Consider the following 21,390-nt stretch of genomic DNA (forward strand, 5'->3'; position numbering starts at 1 on the left):
TGACCGTTCGTGACCCGGAGGTGTCCGACGGTCACCTGTGATCATGGACCCATGACATCACTCGATCACGACCAGAAGAGCCACGCGACCGTGCGGCCGCTCACCGTCGAGGACGTCGCCTGGATGCGGGAGTTGTTCACCGAGCGGTGGGGAGGAGTCGTATCGGTCAGCCGGGGCGTCGCCCACGACACGACGGCCCTGCCCGGATTCGTCGCGCTGCTCGACGGAGAACGCGCGGGCGTCGCCACCTACAGGATCGACGGCGGGGAGTGCGAACTCGTCACGCTCGACTCCGTACGCGAAGGCGCCGGAGTGGGCACCGCCCTCGTCGACGCGGTGGCCGGAGCGGCGCGCGCCGCAGGCGCGGTTCGGCTGTGGCTGGTGACGACGAACGACAACCTGCGGGCGCTGCGCTTCTACCAGCGGTACGGCTTCGACCTCGTCGCCGTGCACCGGGACGCCGTCGCCCGGTCGCGTGAGCTCAAGCCGTCGATCCCCGAGACCGGCCTCGACGGCATCCCGCTCCGCCACGAAATCGAACTGGAACTGCCCTCGAACCCGGGCGGGGTCAGCCGGACTCGATCTCCAGGGTGCTGACCCGGTTGCGGGCCTCCAGCATGCCCTCCCGGTAGCGTTCGTCCCAGTCAGGGTCGTCGTCGCGGATGGCCCTGACCGTCTGCCTGGTCAGCTCCATCGGCCCGTTGGGGCCGGGAGCGACCTTGCGTACGACGATCAGGGTCCACCCGTTCTCCATGACCGTGTCGGTCTCCCAGTGGGGTGAGCCGGCCGCCTCTCGCCGGGACGCCGGCTTCCCGCCGCGTGCGAGCGTCACGAGCAGATACACGAGCACGGCGATGACGATGAGCGTCACCGGAAGGGCGAGCAGGCGCATCGGGGTCCCGGCTCCCTACTTGGTGGGCAGAGCGACGCCTCCAGTATTGCCTGGCGCGTACACCGTGATGCCCTGGGGCAGGGCCTTCAGCTTCTCGATCTCCGCGCACGTGGGGCACTTGTTGTAGCCGTCCTGCCGGGCCTTGTTGGCGTCCGCCTCCGCGCGCGCCTGGGCGACCTTCGCCTGCGCCTCGGTGACCTTCGCGAACGCGGCCTGCGCCTGGTTGACCGCCTCCTGGACCTCGCTGGGCAGGGTCACCCGTGAGAGGTTGAAGTGGATGCCGGTGAGATAGTCGGCGCCGAGGGTCGACTTGAGGTCCTCGGCCAGGCTCGTGTTCACCGCGTCCTGGATCTTGGCGATGTTCGCGTTGTTGCCCTGCTGTGGCACGCCCCCGGTCTGCTGGCCGCCGCTGTTGTTCTGCACGAGCGCGCAGGAGGAGACCAGCTGCGCGCATCGGAAGTTGTTGATCTGGGTGCGCAGGTCGTTGTCGATCACCGGCCGGATGATCTGGTCGAGGAAGGCGGACCAGCCCTCGTCGCCCTCCCAGGGGTAGTAGGTCCCGCCGTTGGTGCTGCGGAACTTGCGCGTGCCGAACTTGTCGTCGAACGACTTCAGCGTCTGGTGGTCGAGGTTGAGGGCGAAGTAGAGCGTGCCTTCGATGCCCATGTTGACGCCGTCGCCGCTCGGCACGTTGACGACGTCGACGCCGGACCTCTCGCCGTGTCCGGAGTCGGAGGTGATCGTGTAGAACCGCTGCTGGGCGGGGTAGCGGTGCATCTGGGACCACCACCCGATCCAGGTCACGCCGGAGCCGGGGTCGATGACCTGGCGGACCTTGTTGTCGTCGAGCGGGCCGCCGTCGCGGACGACCGCCACCTCGCCGCCGCTGGTGCGCTCGAACCCGCTGAACGCGCCGAGCAGGGTCGGCGCCCCGACGATGATGAGCGCGAGGATCACCAGGATGGCGATGCGGCGGTAGGACCGGCGTGACGTGCCGCCGGAGGCGGAGGGAGTGCGGCTGGGCATACGGGCTCCTTGGGGGGCGCCTCGGGACCGGTTGCGGTACCGGGGAAAAGCTCACGTGTCGTCGGCCAGGACAACGTAGCAGCCAGGTGCCCCGGTTCCAGGACGGCCCGTAACGCCGGAGAAGGCGCCCCGCCCGGCCCCGTACGGCAGACCGGGCGGCCTGCCGTACGGGGGTGGCGTCAGACCTCGACGGGCTGGAGCCGTCCCGTGTGCACGTCGTACAGCGCGCCGCCCACGACGAGGTCGTCGGGCAGGTAGGGGCTGGACTTGATGCGGGTGATGTCGTGCCGCAGCGCGGCATGCTGGTCGGGGACGGTCTGGAACTCGAGGCTGCGGGTGTCGACGCCGAAGTCGGCGGCGATGAGGTTGTGTACGTCCTCGTCGGTCGACTTGGACATCCGGCAGTCGGTGTGCGGCATCACCAGCACGCGGTCGACGCCGAGCAGGTAGACGGCGAGGACGAGGGTCCGCAGGACGTCGTCGGTCACCCGCGCGCCCGCGTTGCGCAGGATCTTCGCGTCGCCCGCGGTCAGGCCGAGCAGCCCGAGCGGGTCGATGCGGGAGTCCATGCACGTCACCACCGCGAGCCCACGCGCCGCGCGGCCGCTGAGGCCGGAGTGGGTGAACGTGCTCGCGTACTTCTCGTTGGCGTCCAGCAGATCGTCGAAAGCTCCGGTCATGTCACAGATGTTGCCCGATGCCCTCCAACCGGTCATCGCGGGGGGCGGACTTTTGTGCACTCCTGGCGGGTGGCCATCGCGTGCGACACCGGTATAAGGTCTTTGCTGGTGTTCGTATCTGAGGGAGAGAGGTCCCCATGAGCGGTGTCGCACGCATGCACTCGGTCGTGCTCGACTGTCCGGAGCCGAAGGCCCTGGCGGACTTCTACGCCGGGCTGCTCGGCTGGAAGGTCGCCTATGAGGAGAAGGACTGGGTCACGCTCGCCGGCGACGGCCAGGCTCGTCTCGCCTTCCAGCGGGTCCCCGAATACGTGCCCCCGGCCTGGCCGTCCGCCGAGCACCCGCAGCAGCTCCACCTCGACCTGACCGTGGACGACATGGCCGAGGCGCAGAGCCGGGTGCTCGCCCTGGGAGCCGTCAGGCACGAGCACCAGCCCGGCGAGGCAGGCGGCTATACGGTCTTCCTCGACCCGGCCGGGCACCCGTTCTGCCTGGTCACCGAGTGAGCTGACGCCTCAGCTCGAAGATCCGGCGGCGGCCTTCTCCGGCGGTGTACGCGTGAGGCGCCGCAGGACGAGAAGGCCGCCGATTCCCGGCAGCCAGGCCAGCACCTTGCCGGTCGGGTCGCACCCCGCGTCGCGTGCGGCGGCCACGACGACGACCAGGTAGGCGCAGCCGTGCAGGGGGCCGACGAGCGAGGAGACGGGCGGCAGGTGCACGGTGGCCAGATTGGCCAGGAGGACGGCCAGGGACCCCAGCTCGACGGCGGCGGCGACGCGCAGGGCGGAATGAGGGCGTGACATGGTCAGACTCCCGTGGTCGAGCCGGGGCGGACGATCATCAGCACCGTGACGGCCGCCCACAGCAGGTTGAAGACGCCGGTCGGCATGGCGAGCCTCGCCACCCCGCCGGCCGCGTCGGCGGGTGTGGAGTCCCCGGTGGTGAGCCGGGCGATGACGGCGTCCTGACGCGGCAGGACCGCCAGGGCGAGGATCGCGGCCGCCGCGGCGGTGAGCAGGATGGACGCGATGACCCACGCGTCGCGCAGCACGCCGAGGCCGCTCGCCGTGGCGAAGCCGAAAACCGGTACGGCCAGGCCCGCGACGGCGTAGACCCGGCAGATGCGATGCAGGACGCGGAGCGTGGCCACGCCGCCGGTTGGTGTGCCCTGCTCCGCCGCGCCCTGATCTGACAGGCGGCGTGCGGCGGCGGGAAACATGCTCGCCGCCACGGCGACCGGGCCGACCGCGAGGATCGCGGCGAGGACGTGAACGGCCAGGAAGAACTTGGTCATCGTGCGCGGTCCCCGATCAGCGGGCGGCGGGCGCGGACGGACGGCGCTCGCGCCAGACGACGCCGCGCCGTTCATGGGCGAACAGCCGCTCCACGTCACGTGCGACGTGCGGCCCGAACTCGCGCTCCACCAGGTAGAGGCCGAGGTCGAGGCCCGAGGTGACCCCGGCGCCGCTCACCAGGTCGCCGTCGTCGACGACCCGCGCGTCGACCGCGACCGCCCCGAAGGCGCTCAGCGTGTCCAGCCCCATGTGGTGACCGGTCACGTGACGACCGGGGATCAGCCCCGCCATCGCGAGGATCAGCGAACCTCCGCAGACGGTGGCGACGGTCACGCCCTCCCGGCCGAGCGCCTCACCCATGAGCCGGGGCAGGCCGGTCGCGAGAGCGCGCCTGAGTCGCTCGGTGACCGTCCCCCGGCGCTCCTCCTCGGTGAGGCCCTCCTCCTCGCGCACGTCCCCGGCCGCTCCCGGAAGGACGACCAGGTCGGCGCGGGCGGGGTCCAGCCGCGCCGTGGCCCGCAGCGACACCCCCGGAACGCCGCCGGCCACCTCCCGGGGCCCCTCCGCCGTGACGAACGTCGCGGTGAGCGGGGTCCGCGTGAACATCGCGGCCGCCGTCAGGACCTCGTACGGCGCGAGAACGTCCAGGGGATCGAACCCGTCGAACAGCACGAACTGGGCCGGCATCGGCATCTCTCCTTGTCGTCGGCGGTGCGGTCACCAACCGTAGGAGTGCGGCCGGGACCGATCCCAGAGGCGAGAACGACAAAGACCAACGGATTCTCGCCAATAGCTTTCACCTGAGGCTTCGTGCATCGGTCCGTAGGACGCCGCTGGCGGGATTCCGTCTATCGTGGCGATCGTGCACACCGTGGCGATCCTGGCGCTGGACCATGTCGTGCCGTTCGACCTGGCGACGCCCATCGAGGTGTTCGGGCGCACCCGCCTGCCGGACGGCCGGCGCCCCTACCGGGTGCGGGTGTGCGGGCCCGCCCCCGAGGTGGAGACCGAGGCGTTCGCCCTGCGCGTGCCGTACGGCGTGGACGCCCTGGCCGAGGCCGACACGGTCGTCGTGCCCGGCTGCTCGGAGCGGGCGGGGCCGCCCCCGCCCGAGGCGCTGGAGGCGCTGCGCGACGCGGCCGCGCGGGGCACCCGCCTCGCCTCGATCTGCGTGGGCGCGTTCACGCTCGCGGCGGCCGGGCTGCTGGACGGCCTGCGGGCGACCACGCACTGGGCGGCGGCGCCCGCGCTGGCCCGGCGGTTCCCGCTGGTGGACGTGCGGCCGGACGTGCTCTACGTCGACAACGGGCAGGTGCTCACCTCCGCGGGCGCGGCCGCCGGGCTCGACCTGTGCCTGCACATGATCCGGCGCGACCACGGCTCGGCCGTCGCGGCCGACGCCGCCCGCCTGTCGGTGATGCCGCTGGAGCGGGAGGGGGGTCAGGCCCAGTTCATCGTCCACGAGTACCCGCCGGTGCCCAGCGGTTCGCTGCTGGAGCCGGTGCTGGCGTGGATCGAGGACAACCTCGGCCACGACGTCACCCTGCGGGAGATGGCGGCCCGCGGCGGGATGAGCGAGCGGACGTTCAGCAGGCGCTTCCGTCAGCAGACCGGCACCACGCCGCTGCAGTGGCTGCTGCGCGCCCGGGTCCGGCGGGCGCAGTATCTGCTGGAGAACACCGACCACGGCATCGAGCGCATCGCCGTACAGGCCGGTTTCGGGTCGCCGACCGCGTTCAGGGAGCGGTTCAAGCGGGTCGTGGGGACCACGCCGCAGGCGTACCGCTCCTCGTTCCACTCCTCGTCTCACGGGGGCCCCGCCGCCACCTGAACGCCACGGACAGGCGCGGAGGGCGGCGCGCGGAGCTACAACGAGACCGGCTCCGCGCCGCCGCGTCCCCCGTGTCACATGGGCTCTTCGCCGCCGGTGTCGCCCGTGGTGGCCATGCCGCCCTCCGTCGCGGTGGCCTCCTCGTCGCCGTCCGCGCCGAGCGCGCCGCCGATCGCGGCGATGGCGTGCACGAGGCGCACACCCGAGCCGTCGCGACGGCCGAGCTCGTCGGGCAGCGGCACCGGCTTGCCGGTCGAGGAGACCGCCTTGACCGGCGCCGGGCCGGCGTAGGCGAGCAGCAGGACGTCCTCGCCCTTCAGGAAGCGCTGGGCGCGCACGCCACCGGTCGCCCGGCCCTTCGGCGGGAAGTCGGCGTAGTCGGAGATCTTGCCCGCGCCCATCTGGGTGCCGGGCAGGGCGGTGGAGGAACCGGCGATCGTCACCACACGCGCCTCCCGCGTGGGATCGACCACGCCGAAGAAGACCACCTTCGCGTCGCCGTCGAGGCGCACGCCGGCCATGCCGCCCGCCGGACGTCCCTGGGGCCGTACGACCGAGGCGGGGAAACGCAGGAGTTGCGCGTCGCTGGTGATGAACACGAGGTCGTGGTCGGCGGAGGTCAGCTCGACGGCGCCGACCACCACGTCGCCGTCCCGCAGGCCGATCACCTCGAACTCGTCGCGGTTGACGGGATATTCGGGCACCACCCGCTTGACCACGCCCTGGCTGGTGCCGAGCGCGAGGCCCGGGCCGTCCGGGTCGAGCGAGCCCAGGCCGACGACCTTCTCGTCCGGTTCGAGCGAGACGTACTCCGACACCGGGTGCCCGCCCGCCAGGGAGGGCGGGTTGGCCGAGGGCGGCAGCGCGGGCAGGTCGAGCACCGAGACCCGGATCAACCGGCCCGTGGAAGTCACCACGCCCACCTCGCCGCGCACGGTCGAGCGGACCACCGAGACCAGCACGTCGTGCGCCACACGGTCGCCCTCGCCCGAGATCGGCGACGCGTCGGTCGTACGGGCGAGCAGGCCGGTGGACGACAGCATCACCAGGCAGGGATCGTCGGCCACCTCCAGCGGCACGACGGCGGCCCTGGCGGCCTCCGACGACTCGAGCAGGACCGTGCGGCGCGGCGTGCCGTAGGTCTTGGCCACCTCGGCGAGCTCGGACGACACGACCTTGCGCAGCCGGTCCTCCGAGCCGAGGATCTCGTTCAGCTCGGCGATGTCGGCCTGGAGCTGCTCCTTCTCCCGGTCGAGCTCCAGCTTGTCGTAGCGGGTCAGGCGGCGCAGCGGGGTGTCGAGGATGTAGTTCGCCTGGATCTCGCTCAGCTCGAAGGTCTCCATGAGCCGCGCGCGGGCCTGCGCCGTGTCGTCCGAGTTCCGGATGACCTGGATGACCTGGTCGATGTTGAGCAGCGCGACGATGAGGCCGTCGACGAGGTGGAGCCGCTCCTCGCGCTTGCGCAGGCGGAAGCGCGAGCGCCTGCGCACGACGTCGAGCCGGTGGTCCACGTAGACCGACAGCAGTTCGCGCAGGCCGAGCGTGCGCGGCTGGCCGTCGACGAGGGCGACGTTGTTGATGCCGAAGGTCTCCTCCATCGGCGTCAGCCGGTAGAGCTCCTCCAGCACGGCCTCCGGGTTGAAGCCGTTCTTGACCTCGATGACCAGGCGCAGGCCCTTGTGCCGGTCGGTCAGGTCCTTGAGGTCGGCGATGCCGGTGAGCTTCTTCGCGTTCACCAGCTCTTTGATCTTGGTGACCACCCGCTCGGGGCCCACGTTGAACGGCAGCTCGGTGACGACGATGCCCTTGCGGCGCGGCGTGGCCTGCTCGATCGTCGCCTTGGCCCGCATCTTGAAGGTGCCGCGGCCGGTCTCGTACGCGTCCCTGACGCCGTTCAGGCCGATGATCGTGCCACCGGTCGGCAGGTCGGGGCCGGGGACGAAGCGCATGAGCTCGTCGAGCGTCGCGTTCGGCTTCCTGATCAGGTAGCGCGCCGCCGCGACGACCTCGCCGAGGTTGTGCGGGGCCATGTTGGTGGCCATGCCGACCGCGATGCCGGAGGCGCCGTTGACCAGCAGGTTGGGGAACGCCGACGGCACGACCGACGGCTCGGTCTCCTGGCCGTCGTAGTTGGGCTTGAAGTCGACGGTGTCCTCGTCGATCGACTGCACCATGAGCATGGCGGCCGGGGCGAGGCGGGCCTCGGTGTACCGCATCGCGGCGGGCAGGTCGTCGGGAGAGCCGAAGTTGCCGTGCCCGTCCACCAGCGGCAGGCGCATCGAGAACGGCTGCGCGAGCCGTACGAGCGCGTCGTAGATGGCCGAGTCGCCGTGCGGGTGGAGCTTGCCCATCACCTCGCCGACGACGCGGGAGGACTTGACGTGCCCGCGGTCGGGCCGCAGGCCCATCTCGCTCATGGAGTAGAGGATGCGGCGCTGGACGGGCTTGAGTCCGTCGCGCGCGTCGGGCAGCGCGCGCTGGTAGATCACCGAGTAGGCGTACTCAAGGAAGCTCGTCCGCATCTCCGCGGAGACGTCGATGTCGACGATCCGCTCCTCGAAGTCCTCGTCCGGCGGGGGTGTCGTCGTGCGTCGGGCCATGTCGTGGTTTCCTGCGTGTCGAGGAGCCGGACCCCGGTCGTCGGGACCGGGGAGGGCGAACGTTGTGGTGGACGTCGGTGGTGGACATCAGTGGTGGACATCGAACATTCTGCCGAGAGTTCACCCTGTTCGCGACTCACCACCATACTGCCGGGCCCGCGCCCGCCGTCCCGGCTTCCCCGGCGGGACAGCCCTTGCGGGCCGAAACGGTCAGTCGCGGGGGCCGGCGCCGGGCCAGGGGCCGGGCGCCTCGCCCTCGTCCTCGTCGCCCGGCACGTTCAGCTTCTCGTCGTAGATCCGGAAGCCCCGGGCCTTGTAGTTGGCGAGCGCGGCCGGTCCGTCGAGGGAGCAGGTGTGCACCCAGACCCGCCGGGTGGCCTCCCGTCCCGGCCAGCGCTCGGCGAGGTCCCAGGCGCGGGCCGTAGCCTCGCCCAGCAGCCACCCGCCGAGGCCCTGCCCGATCGCGTACGGCAGCAGCCCGAAGTTGACGATCTCGACCGTGCCGCCGTCCTGGGCCACCAGCTCGGCGTACCCGGCCGGGGTGCCGCGCACCCAGGCCACCCAGGTCTCGACGCCCGGCCGGTCGAGCCAGTCCTTCCACTGCTTCCAGGTCCACGGCAGCCGGTTGGTCCACTGCCAGTCGCCGCCCACGGCCGTGTAGAGGAAGCGGCTGAACTCCGGGCTGGGGACCTCCGCGCGGACGATCTGCGCGGGGAGCGCGGGCGGCCGTCCCGGCCGCAGGTCGGCGGGGCTGGTCTGTTCGAGATACCAGGTGGTCACGTCCATAGCGGGATTCATCCAACCACGACGCCCGTCCGGGTCGGTCCGGCCGCTTCGCGGTCGCGGCGGAAACGGTCGGCCGGACCTGGTACCAATGGGCGGGTGAGCGAAGAAGAGGTGATGCTGCGGGAAGAGGCCGAGGCCCGGCTGCGGGCGCTCGCCGGCGATCAGGCGCGGCTGCGCGACGACCAGTGGGCCGCCATCAAGGCCCTGGTCATGGACCGCAGGCGGGCGCTGGTCGTGCAGCGCACCGGCTGGGGGAAGTCGGCCGTTTACTTCATCGCGACCGCGCTGCTGCGCGAGCTGGGCGAGGGGCCCACGGTCATCGTCTCCCCGCTCCTGGCGCTGATGCGCAACCAGATCGCCGCGGCCGAGCGGGCGGGCATCCACGCCGAGACGATCAACTCGGCCAACCCCGAGGAGTGGGAGAAGGTCTACGGCCAGGTCGCCGAGGGCGCGGTCGACGTGCTGCTGGTCAGTCCCGAGCGGCTGAACAACCCCGACTTCCGCGACAACGTGCTGCCCGAGCTGGCCGGCAGCGCGGGTCTCCTGGTGATCGACGAGGCCCACTGCATCTCCGACTGGGGCCACGACTTCCGGCCCGACTACCGCAGGCTCCGCACCCTGCTGGCCGAGCTGCCGCCGGGCATCCCCGTGCTGGCCACGACGGCCACGGCGAACGCCCGGGTCACCCGCGACGTCGCCGAGCAGCTCGCCGTCACGCAGGAGTGGGACGAACTGCCCGGCGGCGAGGTGTTCGTCCTGCGCGGCCCGCTGGAGCGCGAGAGCCTCCATCTGAGCGTCGTACGGCTGGGCGGCGCGGACCAGCGGCTCGCCTGGCTGGCCAGGACGCTGCACGAGCTGCCGGGCTCCGGCATCGTCTACACGCTGACCGTGGCCGCGGCCCAGGAGATCGCCGCGTACCTGCGCGAGCAGGGCCACACCGTCGCCGCGTACACCGGGCAGACCGAGCCGGCCGACCGGCTGGCGGCCGAGGAGGACCTGCTCGGCAACCGGGTCAAGGCGCTGGTGGCGACCTCGGCGCTGGGGATGGGCTTCGACAAGCCCGACCTGGGCTTCGTCGTCCACGTGGGCGCGCCCGCCTCGCCCGTGGCGTACTACCAGCAGGTGGGCCGGGCCGGGCGCGGCGTGGAGCGGGCCGAGGTCATCCTGCTGCCCGGCCCCGAGGACCGGGAGATCTGGGCCTACTTCGCCTCGCTCGCCTTCCCGCCGGAGGGCGTGGTCAGGGCGACGCTGGAGGCGCTGTCCGAAGGGGGAGTGCTGTCCACCGCCGCGCTGGAGACGAGGGTCGACCTCAGCCGGAGCCGGCTGGAGATGATGCTCAAGGTGCTCGACGTGGACGGCGCCGTACGCCGGGTCAAGGGCGGCTGGGAGGCCACCGGCGAGCCGTGGAGCTACGACGCCGAGCGTTACGCCCGGGTGGCCGCCGAGCGCCGGGCGGAGCAGGAGGCCATGCTCGGGTACATCGCGACCACCGAGTGCCGGGAGCAGTACCTGCGCCGTCACCTCGACGACGATTCGGCGACGCCGTGCGGCAGGTGTGACAACTGCACCGGCGCCCACCGTTCCGCCGAGGTGCCGGACGAGGCCGTCAGGGCCGCCCAGCAGCGGCTCGCGCGTCCCGGCGTCGAGATCGAGCCGCGCCGTCAGTGGCCGACCGGCCTGCCGGACCTGAAGGGGCGGATCAAGCCCGAGTTGTGCGCCGAGCCGGGCCGCGCGCTCGGCCGCCTGACCGACATCGGCTGGGGCACCCGGCTGCGCGACCTGTTCGCGGCGGAGGACGGGCCGGTGCCCGACGACGTGTTCGCGGCCGTGGTCGAGGTGCTGAAGTCGTGGGAGTGGCAGCGGCGGCCGGTCGCGGTGGTCGCGGTGCCGTCGGGCACGCGGCCGGCGCTGGTCGGGTCGCTCGCCGAGCGGCTCGCCCAGGTCGGCCGGCTGGAGCATCTCGGGACGCTCGGTTATCGCGACGGGCCGCCCGCCGCCAGGCACAACAGCGCCCAGCGGGTGACGGCCATCCGAGGAACGCTCGCGATGCCGCGTGACGTCGCCACCAGGATCGCGGCGGCAGGCGGGCCGGTGCTGCTGGTGGACGACCGCGTGGACAGCGGGTGGACGATGGCGCTGGCCGCCGCCCAGGTCCGTCACGCCGGGGCGCCCGCCGTGCTGCCCTTGGCCCTGGCCGTCACCAACTGACCACCTCCCGGGCCCAGCCCCGGGGCGAACCGGTACGGCCCCTGGCACACGGCGCCCCTGGCACACAGCGCCCCTGACACACAGCGCCCCTGATACACGGGGGGCGGCGAGCCGAGGCCGGGCTCCGGGACGGGTCAGGGTGCGGTCAGGGTGCTCACCCCATCCCGGGGCCGCGCCTGATCGCCAAACTGGTCGCCATGAGACCACTTGTTGCGGCTCCGCTCCTGGTCGGCGCGTACGGCGTCGCCCGGATCACCGACGGATTCGACGGCAGCCGGGGGCCCGGCCTGGCCTGGACCGTGGGGCACCTGTTCTTCCTGGCCGCGTTGGTCCTCTTCGTGCGGATTTTCGGACGGCTCCGGACGATGGCCGCCGGCGGCGTGACGGCCACGGCGGGGTACGCCGCCGGTCTCGCCGGGGCGCTGGCGCTGGCCGCGCAGTTCACGATCGACATCGTGGTCGGCTTCCTGTCCGCCGACCACGACGCGATGGGGCCCCGATTCGAGGCCGTCAAGGCGATCCCCGGAGTCGAGCCGTTCGTGTACACCGTCGTGCCGTTGCTGTTCTACGTCGGCATGGTCGCGCTGGTGGCCCGGCTCGCCGCGGGACGGCGGGTGCCGTGGTGGAGCCCGGCGCTGGTGCTCGTACAGGCCGTGCTTCCGCTCGCGAGCAAGGACCTGATCCCGCTGGCAGCGGCGCTGCTCCTGCTGGCCTTCGTGCCGCTGCTGCGCCTGCGGCCCGCGCAGCCGGTCGTGCTCGCGCGAAGCTCGCTCTCAACCGGGCCGTTCTGACCGGGCCGTTCTGACCGCGCTGTTCTGACCAGGCCGTTCTGGATCCCGGGGTCAGAGACGGGGGCGGGCGCCGAGGTTGGAGATGCACTTGGCGGCGAGGGCGTTGCCCGCCGCCAGCGCCTCGGCGGCCGGCTTGCCGTCCAGCCAGACGGGCAGGAAACCGGCGGCGAAGGCGTCACCGGCGCCGGTGCCGTCCACCACCCGGTCGACGACCTCGGCGGGCGCCCGGACCGGGTCGGGACGGTTGTTGGAGTACCAGAGCGAGCCCTCGGCGGTGAGCTTGATCACGACCTGCGGGAACCAGGCGGTCAGCACCTTGGCCGCCGCGGCGGCGTCGTCCCTGCCGGTGAGCACCTTGGCCTGGTCGGCGTTGGCGAACAGCAGCTTCGCGCCGTCGGTCCACTCGAGGAACGGCTCGGCGCCGGTCCGCTCCAGCGGGGCGGAGGAGGCGCAGTCCACGGAGATCGACATGCCGGCGCGCCGGGCCATGTCGAGCGCGGCGAGGCCGGCGTCGCGCGACCCCTCGTTGATCAGCGTGTAACCCGACATGTGCAGGTGGCCGCCGGCGGCGAACAGGTCGCGCGGCAGGTCCTCGGGGGACAGCGCCGCGTTGGCGCCGGGGTCGGACAGCATGGTCCGCTCACCCTTGTGGGTGACGAGCACGACGCAGGTGCCGGTCGGCCGCTCGGGGTCCATGACGAGGCGGGCGTCCACGCCGTACCCCATGAGCTCCATGTCGCGGTTGCGGCCGGTGATGTCGGCGCCGCGGCGGCCGATGAAGGCGACCTCCGAGCCCTCCACGGCGAGCCACGAGGCGATGTTGGCGCCGGAGCCGCCACCGTGCATGGTCACGACGGCCGGGGTGTCGCTCGCCCTAGCAAGAGGGAACTTCGCGCGGGCGACCGCGTCCGTCATGAGATCGCCCACCACGACGACCCGCGTCATGATGTCACCACCTTGCCAACTGCTTGTGGAGGTGAGCCATGCCCTAGGAGGGGCGGCGTCCTCTCCGTGCTGTGAGGCTGACGTCCAGAAACCTAACAGCTTCCAGGGGCGTCGTGGGGTGGAGAGCGGACAGACGGGCACAGTCGATGCACAAGCGTTGCCCAACTTGCCACGTCAGGGCTGGTAGATCCCCTATAAGCGGATCCAGAAAGCGGGCCCTCCAGTCGTAAGGAATCTCTCAATACGGGCCAAGCCGGACACCGCTAGCCTCGATTGCGTGCACCCTCAGTACCCCGCCCACTGGGAGGCGGACGTCGTGCTGTCCGACGGCGGCACCGCCCACGTCCGCCCGATCAGGCCGGACGACGCCGACATGCTGCGCTCGTTCTACTCGCGCCTGTCCGCGGAGTCCATCTACTTCCGGTACTTCGGGCCACGGCCGCGGCTGACCGACAAGGACGTGGTCTGGTTCACCAACGTCGACTACGACAACCGGGTCGCCCTCATCGCCACGATCGGCACGGAGATGGTCGCGGTCGTACGGTACGACCGGGTGCAGCCGCGCGACCACGCCGAGGTGGCCTTCCTGGTCGAGGACGCCCACCAGGGCAGGGGCGTGGCCGGGGTGCTGATGGAGCACCTGCGGGCCGCCGCGCGCGAGCGCGGGATCAAGACCTTCATCGCGGACGTGCTGCCGGGCAACCACCGGATGATGGGCCTGTTCCGCCAGGCCGGCTACACGGCGCAGAGCCAGTTCGAGGACGGCGTCGTGCGCATGACGCTCGACCTGTCCAGCACCGAGACCGCGCTCGAGGTCCGGCTCGCCCGCGAGCACCGCGCCGAGGCGCGCTCGATCGCCCGCCTGCTGACGCCGGAGTCGGTCGCGGTCATCGGCGCGAGCCGCGAACCGGGCGGCATCGGCCAGACGGTCCTGCGCAACCTGCTCGCCGCCGACTTCACCGGCCCCGTCTACCCCGTCCACCGGCACGTACGTGCCGTGGCGGGCGTGCGGGCCTACCGCAGCGTGTCGGCGATCGACGGCGAGGTGGACCTCGCCGTGCTGGCGGTCCCCGCCGAGGGCGTGCTCGATCTGGTCGAGGAGTGCGCGGAGAAGGGCGTGAAGGGCCTGGTCGTGGTCTCCTCCGGGTTCGGCGAGACCGGGCAGGAGGGCCGGGCCCGCCAGGAGGAGCTGGTCCGCATCGCCCGGGCGTACGGCATGCGGGTGGTGGGGCCCAACTGCCTGGGCATCGCCAACACCGATCCCGCCGTACGGCTCAACGCGACGCTCGCGGCGACCCTGCCGGGGCGGGGGAGGGTCGGGTTCTTCAGCCAGTCGGGCGCGCTCGGCACCGCGCTGTTGCAGCGGGTGGCGCAGCGCGGCATGGGCATCTCGACGTTCGTCTCGGCCGGCAACCGGGCCGACGTGTCCGGCAACGACCTCCTCCAATACTGGGAGGAGGACCCGGCGACCGACGTGATCCTGCTCTACCTGGAGTCCATCGGGAACCCGCGCAAGTTCACCCGGCTGGCCCGGCGGATCTCGCGGTCCAAGCCCATCGTGGTGGTCAAGTCGCGGGGCGTCCCCGGCGGGCACCGCGCGCCCGTGCTCGGGCTGCCCGACACCGCGCTGAGCTCGCTGTTCGCGCAGGCCGGGGTCATCCGGGTGGACGACCTGGTCCAGCTCTTCGACGTCGCCCAACTCCTGGCGCACCAGCCGCTGCCGGCCGGGCCGCGGGTGGGCGTGGTCGGCAACTCCGACGCGCTCACGCTGCTCGCGGAGGAGGCGTGCGCCGGCGCCGGCCTGCAGCCGAGCCCCCCGGTGAACCTCGGCGCCCCTGCCGGCGCGGCCGAGTTCGCCGCGGCCCTGCGGAGCGTCCTGCCCGAGGTGGACGCCGCCGTCGCGATCTACATGCCGCCGATCCCCGGCGACTGCCGTGAGGTGGCCGAGGCGCTGCTGGAGGTCGCGCGGGAGTCGGGCAAGCCGGTGCTGGCCACGTTCCAGGGCGAGCTGGGCATGCCGACCGAGTTGCGCGTGGTGGGCGGCCCCGGCGACGACTCCCCCCAGCGCGGGTCGATCCCGTCGTACCCCGCCCCCGAGGAGGCGGTCCGCGCGCTGGCCCACGTCGTGCGGTACGCCCACTGGCGCAGGCAGCCGCCGGGCACGGTCCCGTCCGTCGAGGGGATCGACACCGCCGCGGCGCGCGAGATCGTCGCCGCCGCACTGTTCGGTGAGGGGGCGGCCGGTGAGGGGGCGGCCCTTGAGGTGACGGACGGCGCTGAGCGGGAGATCGACGCGACCGCGCTGCTGGCCTGCTACGGCATCGAGGTGTGGCCGGCGCACGTCGCCGCCGACGCCGAGGAGGCCGTCGCCGCGGCCGAGCGGATCGGCTGGCCCGTGGTGGTCAAGTCGGCCGACCCGGAGGACGCCCGCCGCGCCGGCACCGTCCGCATCGGCCTCACCGAGCCCGCCGGGGTCCGGCAGGCGTACGCCGACCTCGCCGCGCTCCTCGGGCCCGGCACGCCGCTCGCGGTGCAGCGCATGGCCCCGCAGCCGTCGGTGCCCACCGTCGTCGGCGTGACCCAGGACCGCTACTTCGGCGGGGTCGTCACGTTCGGCCTCGGCGAGGTCACCGCCCGGCTGCTCGGCGACCAGGCCTACCGCCTCGCGCCGCTCACCGCCGAGGACGCGGCGGGGCTGGTGCGGTCGGTCCGCGCCGCGCCGCTGCTGTTCGGCGAGTACGGCTACCAGGCGGTGGCCGTGGAGGCGCTGGAGGAACTGCTGGTGCGGGTGGGGCTGCTGGCCGACGCCCTGCCCGAGGTCGCCAGGATGGACCTCGACCAGGTCCTGGTGGGCGCGTCGGGAGTGGCCGTGCTGGGCGCGCGGGCCGTCCTGCGGCACGTCACCGCGCTGCGTCCCGACGTCGGGCCCCGCCGCCTGAGCTGATCGGTGCCGTCCGAGCCGATCGGGCCGGCGTCACGCCGTGGGCGGAAAACCCGTCCCGTCGGGGTGTGAAACAGGTGTCCCTTACAGGGCAGGATGGACCCATGAGGGAAACCCGAGTCTCCGCCGCGGGCTTGCGCGAGGCCATAGATCGCAGCGGCTACTACCCGGATCTGGTGGCCGACGCCGTCGACTCCGCGCTCGGCAACGAGCAGGTCACGGCGTACGTCGTGCATCACGAGGCCACGTTCGACCCGGCGATGGAGGTGCGCAGGCACGTCACGGTCCTGGTCCTTTCGCCCACCCGGCTGCTGGTCTGCCACACCGACGAGCACCCGCCCGCCGAGGGCATGCCCGCCTCGCACGCCTCCACCACCACCGAGGCGGTGAGGCTCAGCCGCATCCAGTCGGTCGCCGTGACCAGGGTCGTGCCCGACCCCGCGTCGTACGTGCCGGGCGTGCCCCCGACGGAGGTCACGCTGACGATCGGGTGGGGGGCGATCTCCCACGTCGATCTCGAACCGGCGACCTGCGGCGACGAGAACTGCGAGGCCGACCACGGCTACACCGGCGCGATCACGGCCGACGACCTGTCCCTGCGGGTCAGCGAGGCGGCCGACGGTCCCGAGGCCGTCACCCACGTGCTGGCGTTCGCGAAGGCGCTGTCGGAGGCCACCGCCAAGGCGGCGACGGCCTGACGGTCCCCCCTCGAGCCGCCGGGAGGTGACGTGATCGACCCCCAGCCCTCGGGGGCTCTGCCCGGGGAGCCGCCCGTGGCGTCGCCGGCCGTGCCCGTGCCGTACGTGCCCGCGTACGGCACGGCCTCGCTGGCCGACCTGCCGGGCTCACTGCTCGCCTCTCTCGGGCTGCCGGCCGACAACACGCTGGCGCTGGAACCGGCTCCGCGGGTCTGCCTGTTCCTCGTGGACGGCCTCGGGGCCGAACTCCTGGCCGCACACCCCGGCGCCGCGCCGTTCCTGTCGGCGCATCTGCGGGGGACGCTCACGGCCGGCTTCCCCTCCTCGACCCCGACCAGCCTGGCCACCCTGGGCACCGGCGCCCCGCCCGGGGAGCACGGCATGGTCGGCATCCAGATGGCCGTCCCGGGGGAGGGACGGCTGTTCAACTGCCTTCGCTGGACCGCCCCCGGTCTGTCGATCGACCCGGACGTGTGGCAGCCCGCGCCGACCGTCTACGAGCGCATGGCGGCGGCGGGGATCGAGCCCGTCTACGTGGCGCCCGCCTCGTTCGACGGCACAGGACTGACCCGCGCCGTCTACCGGGGCATGCGCTACCGGGCGGCCGAGAGCCCCGGCGAGCGCGTCGAGTCCGTGCGGCAGGCGCTGCGCGAGACCACGTTCGTCACCGTCTACTACGGCGAGGTCGACCGCGTGGGGCACTTCAGCGGCTGGGGCGGCGGCGAGTGGCTCGAACAGCTCGCGATCGCCGACCGCATGGCCGAGCGCATCGCCGGGGCGCTGCCGCCGGGTGCGGCCCTGTACGTCACGGCCGACCACGGCATGATCAATGCTGTCGACAAGGTGGACGTGGACCGCCGCCCCGACCTGCGGGAGGGCGTGCTCATGCTGGGCGGCGAGGCCCGCGCCCGCCACGTCTACACCTCTCCCGGCGCGGCTTCCGCGGTGCTGGAGACCTGGCGGGAGGTCCTGCGCGGGCGGGCCTGGGTGGTCACCCGCGAGGAGGCCGTCTCCGCGGGCTGGTTCGGCCGTCGCGTCCGCCGCGAGTGGCTCGGCCGCGTCGGCGACGTGGTGGCCGTGCCGTACGGCGAGTGCGTGATCGTCGCCTCGGCCGGGGAGCCGGTGGAGTCGTCCATGATCGGCTACCACGGCTCGCTGACCCCCGCAGAGCAGAACGTCCCGCTTGCGGAGATCCGTCGCTGACGCTCGTCAGGATCCATTGGATATGCGCCGCTGATCCGCATGTCCGCTGACCGACAGTTTGGACTGCTCAGTTTCAGGTGTACAGTCTGGACTGTCTTTTTCTGGGGGTGTGCCATGAGCGATGCCGTCTCGGAGGCGGCGGCGCAGGCGGCCGGCGACGCCTGGGTGGCGGTCAGCCGGCTCGTCCGCAGGCTGAGAGAGCTGGACACGGAGGGAGACCTCAGCTCCGGCCAGGTCTCCGTGCTGGTGCGGCTGGCCAAGCACGGCCCGGCGTCGGCCAGTGAGCTGGCCGCGGCCGAGCGGGTCAGGCCACAGTCCATGGCGGCGATCGTCCAGGCACTGGAACGGACCGGGCTGGTGGAACGCCACCGCGACCCCGAGGACGGCCGGCGTCAGCTCGTCACGCTGACCGAGCTGGGGCGCGAGCGCCGCCTCGACGACCGGAGGGCGCGCGAGGCGTGGCTGGCACGGGCGCTGCAGGAACACTGCACCGAAGCGCAGCTGCGCACGATCACCGAGGCGATGGCGCTGCTGGACGCCGTGGCCCAGTCATGATCAGGGCCCGGGCATGACGCGGGTTCCGGCCGCCTCCCGGTCCGGGCGCCGATCGGACGCCGGCGGCTTCGACCGCCGGCTGATCGCCCCGATGATCCTGGGCTCGATCCTGAACCCGATCAACTCCTCGATGCTGGCGGTGGCGCTCGTCCCGATCGGCCGCTGGTTCCACGCCTCGCCCGCGCACACCGCGTGGCTGGTGACGGGGCTGTACCTGGCCACCGCGGTCGGGCAGCCGGTCATCGGACGGTTGGTGGACACCTTCGGCCCGCGGCCGCTGTACCTGAGCGGCACGGCGCTGGTCGGCGTCGCGGGACTGCTGGGCGTGCTGGCGCCCAGCCTGGGCGTCCTGATCGTGTCCCGGGTCCTGCTCGGGATCGGCACCTCCGCCGCTTACCCGGCGTCGATGTTCCTGCTGCGGGCGGAGGCCGACCGCACCGGCATGCGAAGTCCCAGCGGAATCCTGGCGGCGCTGTCGATCTCCAACCAGGTGATCGCGGTCGTCGGGCCGACCCTGGGCGGTCTGCTCATCGGAGCGGGCGGCTGGCATCTCATCTTCGCCGTCAACGTGCCGCTCTCGGCCGCCTGCCTCGTCCTCGGCGCGCGGCGACTGCCCCGCCGCGCCACGACCTCCTCCGCGGCCCCCCGGCCCGGCGGAGGGCTGGACGTGATGGGCATGGCGCTGTTCGCCGGCACGCTCACGGCGTTCATGACGTTCCTGATGAACCCGGCGTGGGGGCTCTGGTGGCTGCTGGTGATCGTCGCGATCGCCGGGGCCTGCTTCGCCGTACGGGAACTGCGGGTGGCGCAGCCCTTCCTCGACCTGCGGGTGCTCGGCGGCAACCTGCCGTTGCTGGCCACGTACGGCAGGCAGTGGCTGGCCTACACGACCTCCTACGCCTTCATGTACGGGTTCCCCCAGTGGCTGCAGGACAGCCGGTCGCTCGCCCCCTCGGCCGCCGGGCTGCTGCTCCTGCCCATGTCGGCCATGGCCATCGCCGTGACCGCCCTCACCGGCCGCCGCGCCGAGGTGCGCGGCAAGCTCGCCGGGGGCGCGGCGGCGCAGATCGCCGGCTGCGCCGCGCTGCTGGCGGCCGGCTCCGGCAGCCCGATGTGGCTGCTGGCGCTGATCGGCGCGTTCGTCGGCGTCGCGCAGGGCCTCAACGGGCTGGCCAACCAGAACGCGTTGTACGCGCAGGCCGACCCGGCCCGCATGGGCTCCTCCTCCGGGCTGCTGCGCACGTTCGGATATCTCGGCGCGCTGGGCGCCTCGGCCGCCGACGCGGCGTTCTACCGGAACGGCGCCACCACGCCCGGGCTGCACCACCTGAGCCTGCTCCTGCTGGGCGTCTCGGTGCTGCTGCTGGCCGGCGTCCTCGCCGACCGGTCGCTCCGCCGCGTCGGCCGCACCTGACCATCCTCTGTTCGCAAGCCGGAAAAGGGAGATCCCCATGCCAGTGACCACGCTCGACCCCAGGACCGCGCTCGTCGTCGTCGACCTGCAGAAGGGCGTGCTCGCCGCCCCGGGCAGCCCGCACTCCGCCGCGGACGTGCTCGCCCGGACGGTCCGGCTGGCCGAGGCCTTCCGCGCGCGCGACCTGCCGGTCGTCCTCGTCCGCGTCACCGCCGCGGCCGACGGCTCCGACGCCGTCCCCGGACGCACCGACCTGTCACGCCCCGGGCGCGCCTGGCCCGACGGCTGGGACGAGATCGCCGACGACCTGGCCGGACATCCGGGAGACGTCGTCGTCACCAAGCGCAACTGGTCGGCCTTCTACGGCACCGACCTCGACCTGCACCTGCGCCGCCGGCGCGTCACCCAGGTCGTGCTGACCGGGGTGGCCACGAGCATCGGCGTCGAGTCCACCGCCCGCGCCGCCCACGAGCACGGCTACCACGTCACCCTGGCGACCGACGCCATGACCGACCTCGACCCCGAGGCCCACCGCCACAGCGTCGAGAAGATCTTCCCGCGCCTCGGCGAGACCGGCACCACCGCCGACATCCTCGACCTGCTCGCCGCGACCGCGTCCTGAGGCGCGACGGCTTGGCAGAATGGCTGCGGCACCGTACGGCACCGAGCCGAAGGCGAGGGGATGGCATGAGCCCGCTGATCACTCCTGAGGAGCTCGCCGCGATCGGCGACGTCGCGATCCTCGACGTCCGCTGGCGGCTGGGCGGCGGACCGTCCGACGCCGAGGCGTACCGCGAGGGCCACATCCCGGGCGCGGTCTTCTGCGACCTCAACGCCGATCTCGCCGCCCCCGCCGGGCCCGCAGGACGGCATCCGCTGCCCGGGCCGGAGGCGTTCCAGGAGGCGATGCGCCGCCTCGGGGTGTCCGAGGGCCGGCCGGTGGTCGTCTACGACGAGGCCGACTCGACGTCGGCGGCCAGGGCCTGGTGGGTGCTGCGCTACTACGGCCACGGCGACGTGCGCGTGCTCGACGGCGGGCTGCGGGCCTGGACCCGGGCCGGACTCCCGGTGACCAAGGACGAGAGTCCTGTCTCTCCGGGCGACTTCACCGCGCGGCCGGGCGGGATGGCGGTGCTCGACGCCGATCAGGCCGCCGCGCTGGCGTCCGACGGCGTGCTGCTCGACGCCAGGGCGGCCGAGCGTTACCGGGGTGAGGTGGAGCCGATCGACCCGGTCGCCGGGCACATCCCGGGCGCGGTCAGCGCCCCGACCACCGGGAACGTCGAGCCCGGCGGGCGATTCCACAACAGGGAGTTCCTCCGCGAGCGCTTCAACAGCCTGGGGGCGGTCGAGGGCGTGCCCGTCGGCGCGTACTGCGGGTCGGGGGTCACGGCCGCCCACGAGGTGCTCGCACTGGAGATCGCCGGGCTGCCGGCCGCCCTGTACGTCGGCTCGTGGTCCAACTGGGTCGCCGACCCCGGCAGGCCGGTCGCGACCGGCTGAAAGATCACCGGGATGCGGAGCG

The 21,390-nt window shown here is 72.8% G+C and carries 21 protein-coding genes; 12 read left to right on the top strand and 9 right to left on the bottom strand.

What is annotated here, in order from left to right; all coding sequences use genetic code 11:
* Positions 1-51: 51 nt before the first annotated feature.
* On the top strand, positions 52-597 hold the full coding sequence (locus FLW16_RS19440) for a GNAT family N-acetyltransferase (RefSeq protein ID WP_221891160.1): 546 nt from the start codon (positions 52-54) through the stop codon (positions 595-597).
* Here FLW16_RS19440 and FLW16_RS19445 read toward each other — a convergent pair.
* From FLW16_RS19445 to FLW16_RS19455, 3 genes are all read right to left on the bottom strand, one after another.
* Positions 569-892, bottom strand: a complete 324-nt coding sequence (locus tag FLW16_RS19445; protein ID WP_142561504.1) for a hypothetical protein — start codon at positions 890-892, stop codon at positions 569-571. The two genes, FLW16_RS19440 and FLW16_RS19445, sit on opposite strands and share 29 nt — an antisense overlap.
* A 15-nt stretch (positions 893-907) precedes the next feature.
* Complete coding sequence (locus FLW16_RS19450) at positions 908-1,918, bottom strand: SPFH domain-containing protein (RefSeq protein ID WP_142561505.1); 1,011 nt, start codon at positions 1,916-1,918, stop codon at positions 908-910.
* Positions 1,919-2,097: 179 nt separating this feature from the next.
* On the bottom strand, positions 2,098-2,598 hold the full coding sequence (locus tag FLW16_RS19455; protein WP_142561506.1) for a carbonic anhydrase: 501 nt from the start codon (positions 2,596-2,598) through the stop codon (positions 2,098-2,100).
* 137 nt (positions 2,599-2,735) lie between these two features.
* Between FLW16_RS19455 and FLW16_RS19460 the strand changes: the two genes are divergently transcribed.
* The gene (locus tag FLW16_RS19460) at positions 2,736-3,104 is read left to right on the top strand and encodes a VOC family protein (protein ID WP_142561507.1); all 369 of its coding nucleotides are present in this window, start codon (positions 2,736-2,738) and stop codon (positions 3,102-3,104) included.
* 9 nt (positions 3,105-3,113) lie between these two features.
* Here FLW16_RS19460 and FLW16_RS19465 read toward each other — a convergent pair whose 3' ends face one another.
* Genes FLW16_RS19465 through FLW16_RS19475 form a run of 3 tightly spaced genes read right to left on the bottom strand, consistent with a single transcriptional unit; the run spans position 3,114 to position 4,580 of the window.
* The gene (locus FLW16_RS19465; protein WP_142561508.1) at positions 3,114-3,401 is read right to left on the bottom strand and encodes a DUF3817 domain-containing protein; all 288 of its coding nucleotides are present in this window, start codon (positions 3,399-3,401) and stop codon (positions 3,114-3,116) included.
* Between the two features lie 2 nt (positions 3,402-3,403).
* Entirely contained in the window at positions 3,404-3,892 is a 489-nt protein-coding gene (locus FLW16_RS19470; protein WP_142561509.1) for a hypothetical protein, read from the bottom strand.
* Between the two features lie 16 nt (positions 3,893-3,908).
* Complete coding sequence (locus tag FLW16_RS19475) at positions 3,909-4,580, bottom strand: DJ-1/PfpI family protein (protein ID WP_142561510.1); 672 nt, start codon at positions 4,578-4,580, stop codon at positions 3,909-3,911.
* Positions 4,581-4,755: 175 nt separating this feature from the next.
* Here FLW16_RS19475 and FLW16_RS19480 point away from each other — a divergent pair, with 175 nt between their 5' ends.
* Entirely contained in the window at positions 4,756-5,724 is a 969-nt protein-coding gene (locus FLW16_RS19480) for a GlxA family transcriptional regulator (protein ID WP_221891161.1), read from the top strand.
* Positions 5,725-5,798: 74 nt separating this feature from the next.
* On the opposite strand, the gene FLW16_RS19485 is transcribed toward FLW16_RS19480, so the two are convergent.
* Together FLW16_RS19485 and FLW16_RS19490 are read right to left on the bottom strand one after the other, a co-directional pair.
* Entirely contained in the window at positions 5,799-8,324 is a 2,526-nt protein-coding gene (locus FLW16_RS19485; protein ID WP_142561512.1) for a DNA topoisomerase (ATP-hydrolyzing) subunit A, read from the bottom strand.
* A 210-nt stretch (positions 8,325-8,534) separates the two neighbouring features.
* Complete coding sequence (locus FLW16_RS19490) at positions 8,535-9,110, bottom strand: GNAT family N-acetyltransferase (RefSeq protein ID WP_142561513.1); 576 nt, start codon at positions 9,108-9,110, stop codon at positions 8,535-8,537.
* 114 nt (positions 9,111-9,224) lie between these two features.
* Here FLW16_RS19490 and FLW16_RS19495 point away from each other — a divergent pair, with 114 nt between their 5' ends.
* Complete coding sequence (locus FLW16_RS19495; protein WP_142561552.1) at positions 9,225-11,318, top strand: RecQ family ATP-dependent DNA helicase; 2,094 nt, start codon at positions 9,225-9,227, stop codon at positions 11,316-11,318.
* Between the two features lie 197 nt (positions 11,319-11,515).
* Positions 11,516-12,109 carry a hypothetical protein gene (locus tag FLW16_RS19500; protein WP_142561514.1) on the top strand — a complete coding sequence of 198 codons (594 nt, stop codon included), beginning with the start codon at positions 11,516-11,518 and terminating at the stop codon, positions 12,107-12,109.
* 51 nt (positions 12,110-12,160) lie between these two features.
* On the opposite strand, the gene FLW16_RS19505 is transcribed toward FLW16_RS19500, so the two are convergent.
* On the bottom strand, positions 12,161-13,054 hold the full coding sequence (locus tag FLW16_RS19505) for a carbohydrate kinase family protein (RefSeq protein ID WP_142561515.1): 894 nt from the start codon (positions 13,052-13,054) through the stop codon (positions 12,161-12,163).
* Positions 13,055-13,331: 277 nt separating this feature from the next.
* Between FLW16_RS19505 and FLW16_RS19510 the strand changes: the two genes are divergently transcribed.
* The 7 genes from FLW16_RS19510 (at position 13,332) to FLW16_RS19540 (ending at position 21,368) form a co-directional block, all read left to right on the top strand.
* On the top strand, positions 13,332-15,998 hold the full coding sequence (locus FLW16_RS19510) for a bifunctional GNAT family N-acetyltransferase/acetate--CoA ligase family protein (RefSeq protein WP_142561516.1): 2,667 nt from the start codon (positions 13,332-13,334) through the stop codon (positions 15,996-15,998).
* 101 nt (positions 15,999-16,099) lie between these two features.
* Positions 16,100-16,693 carry a DUF5998 family protein gene (locus FLW16_RS19515; protein ID WP_142561517.1) on the top strand — a complete coding sequence of 198 codons (594 nt, stop codon included), beginning with the start codon at positions 16,100-16,102 and terminating at the stop codon, positions 16,691-16,693.
* A gap of 30 nt (positions 16,694-16,723) precedes the next feature.
* On the top strand, positions 16,724-17,896 hold the full coding sequence (locus FLW16_RS19520) for an alkaline phosphatase family protein (protein WP_312847146.1): 1,173 nt from the start codon (positions 16,724-16,726) through the stop codon (positions 17,894-17,896).
* Positions 17,897-18,010: 114 nt separating this feature from the next.
* Positions 18,011-18,451 carry a MarR family winged helix-turn-helix transcriptional regulator gene (locus FLW16_RS19525; protein WP_142561518.1) on the top strand — a complete coding sequence of 147 codons (441 nt, stop codon included), beginning with the start codon at positions 18,011-18,013 and terminating at the stop codon, positions 18,449-18,451.
* A 13-nt stretch (positions 18,452-18,464) separates the two neighbouring features.
* Positions 18,465-19,865: an MFS transporter gene (locus FLW16_RS19530; RefSeq protein ID WP_221891162.1), complete on the top strand. Its 1,401-nt coding sequence runs from the start codon at positions 18,465-18,467 to the stop codon at positions 19,863-19,865.
* Positions 19,866-19,902: 37 nt separating this feature from the next.
* Entirely contained in the window at positions 19,903-20,487 is a 585-nt protein-coding gene (locus tag FLW16_RS19535; RefSeq protein ID WP_142561519.1) for a hydrolase, read from the top strand.
* A gap of 65 nt (positions 20,488-20,552) precedes the next feature.
* Positions 20,553-21,368: a sulfurtransferase gene (locus FLW16_RS19540; protein ID WP_142561520.1), complete on the top strand. Its 816-nt coding sequence runs from the start codon at positions 20,553-20,555 to the stop codon at positions 21,366-21,368.
* The last annotated feature ends 22 nt before the right edge of the window (positions 21,369-21,390 follow it).

Origin of the sequence: Microbispora sp. KK1-11, assembly GCF_006874435.1 — a bacterium.
Classification (GTDB): Bacteria; Actinomycetota; Actinomycetes; order Streptosporangiales; family Streptosporangiaceae; genus Microbispora; species Microbispora catharanthi.

Coding starts and splice junctions, on each gene's coding strand:
- FLW16_RS19485 (WP_142561512.1), bottom strand. CDS start 8,324: ATGGCCCGACGCACGACGACACCCCCGCCGGACGAGGACTTCGAGGAG.
- FLW16_RS19455 (WP_142561506.1), bottom strand. CDS start 2,598: ATGACCGGAGCTTTCGACGATCTGCTGGACGCCAACGAGAAGTACGCG.
- FLW16_RS19540 (WP_142561520.1), top strand. CDS start 20,553: ATGAGCCCGCTGATCACTCCTGAGGAGCTCGCCGCGATCGGCGACGTC.
- FLW16_RS19470 (WP_142561509.1), bottom strand. CDS start 3,892: ATGACCAAGTTCTTCCTGGCCGTTCACGTCCTCGCCGCGATCCTCGCG.
- FLW16_RS19530 (WP_221891162.1), top strand. CDS start 18,465: ATGACGCGGGTTCCGGCCGCCTCCCGGTCCGGGCGCCGATCGGACGCC.
- FLW16_RS19445 (WP_142561504.1), bottom strand. CDS start 892: ATGCGCCTGCTCGCCCTTCCGGTGACGCTCATCGTCATCGCCGTGCTC.
- FLW16_RS19495 (WP_142561552.1), top strand. CDS start 9,225: ATGCTGCGGGAAGAGGCCGAGGCCCGGCTGCGGGCGCTCGCCGGCGAT.
- FLW16_RS19515 (WP_142561517.1), top strand. CDS start 16,100: ATGAGGGAAACCCGAGTCTCCGCCGCGGGCTTGCGCGAGGCCATAGAT.
- FLW16_RS19525 (WP_142561518.1), top strand. CDS start 18,011: ATGAGCGATGCCGTCTCGGAGGCGGCGGCGCAGGCGGCCGGCGACGCC.
- FLW16_RS19465 (WP_142561508.1), bottom strand. CDS start 3,401: ATGTCACGCCCTCATTCCGCCCTGCGCGTCGCCGCCGCCGTCGAGCTG.
- FLW16_RS19535 (WP_142561519.1), top strand. CDS start 19,903: ATGCCAGTGACCACGCTCGACCCCAGGACCGCGCTCGTCGTCGTCGAC.
- FLW16_RS19490 (WP_142561513.1), bottom strand. CDS start 9,110: ATGGACGTGACCACCTGGTATCTCGAACAGACCAGCCCCGCCGACCTG.
- FLW16_RS19450 (WP_142561505.1), bottom strand. CDS start 1,918: ATGCCCAGCCGCACTCCCTCCGCCTCCGGCGGCACGTCACGCCGGTCC.
- FLW16_RS19475 (WP_142561510.1), bottom strand. CDS start 4,580: ATGCCGGCCCAGTTCGTGCTGTTCGACGGGTTCGATCCCCTGGACGTT.
- FLW16_RS19505 (WP_142561515.1), bottom strand. CDS start 13,054: ATGACGCGGGTCGTCGTGGTGGGCGATCTCATGACGGACGCGGTCGCC.
- FLW16_RS19440 (WP_221891160.1), top strand. CDS start 52: ATGACATCACTCGATCACGACCAGAAGAGCCACGCGACCGTGCGGCCG.
- FLW16_RS19500 (WP_142561514.1), top strand. CDS start 11,516: ATGAGACCACTTGTTGCGGCTCCGCTCCTGGTCGGCGCGTACGGCGTC.
- FLW16_RS19460 (WP_142561507.1), top strand. CDS start 2,736: ATGAGCGGTGTCGCACGCATGCACTCGGTCGTGCTCGACTGTCCGGAG.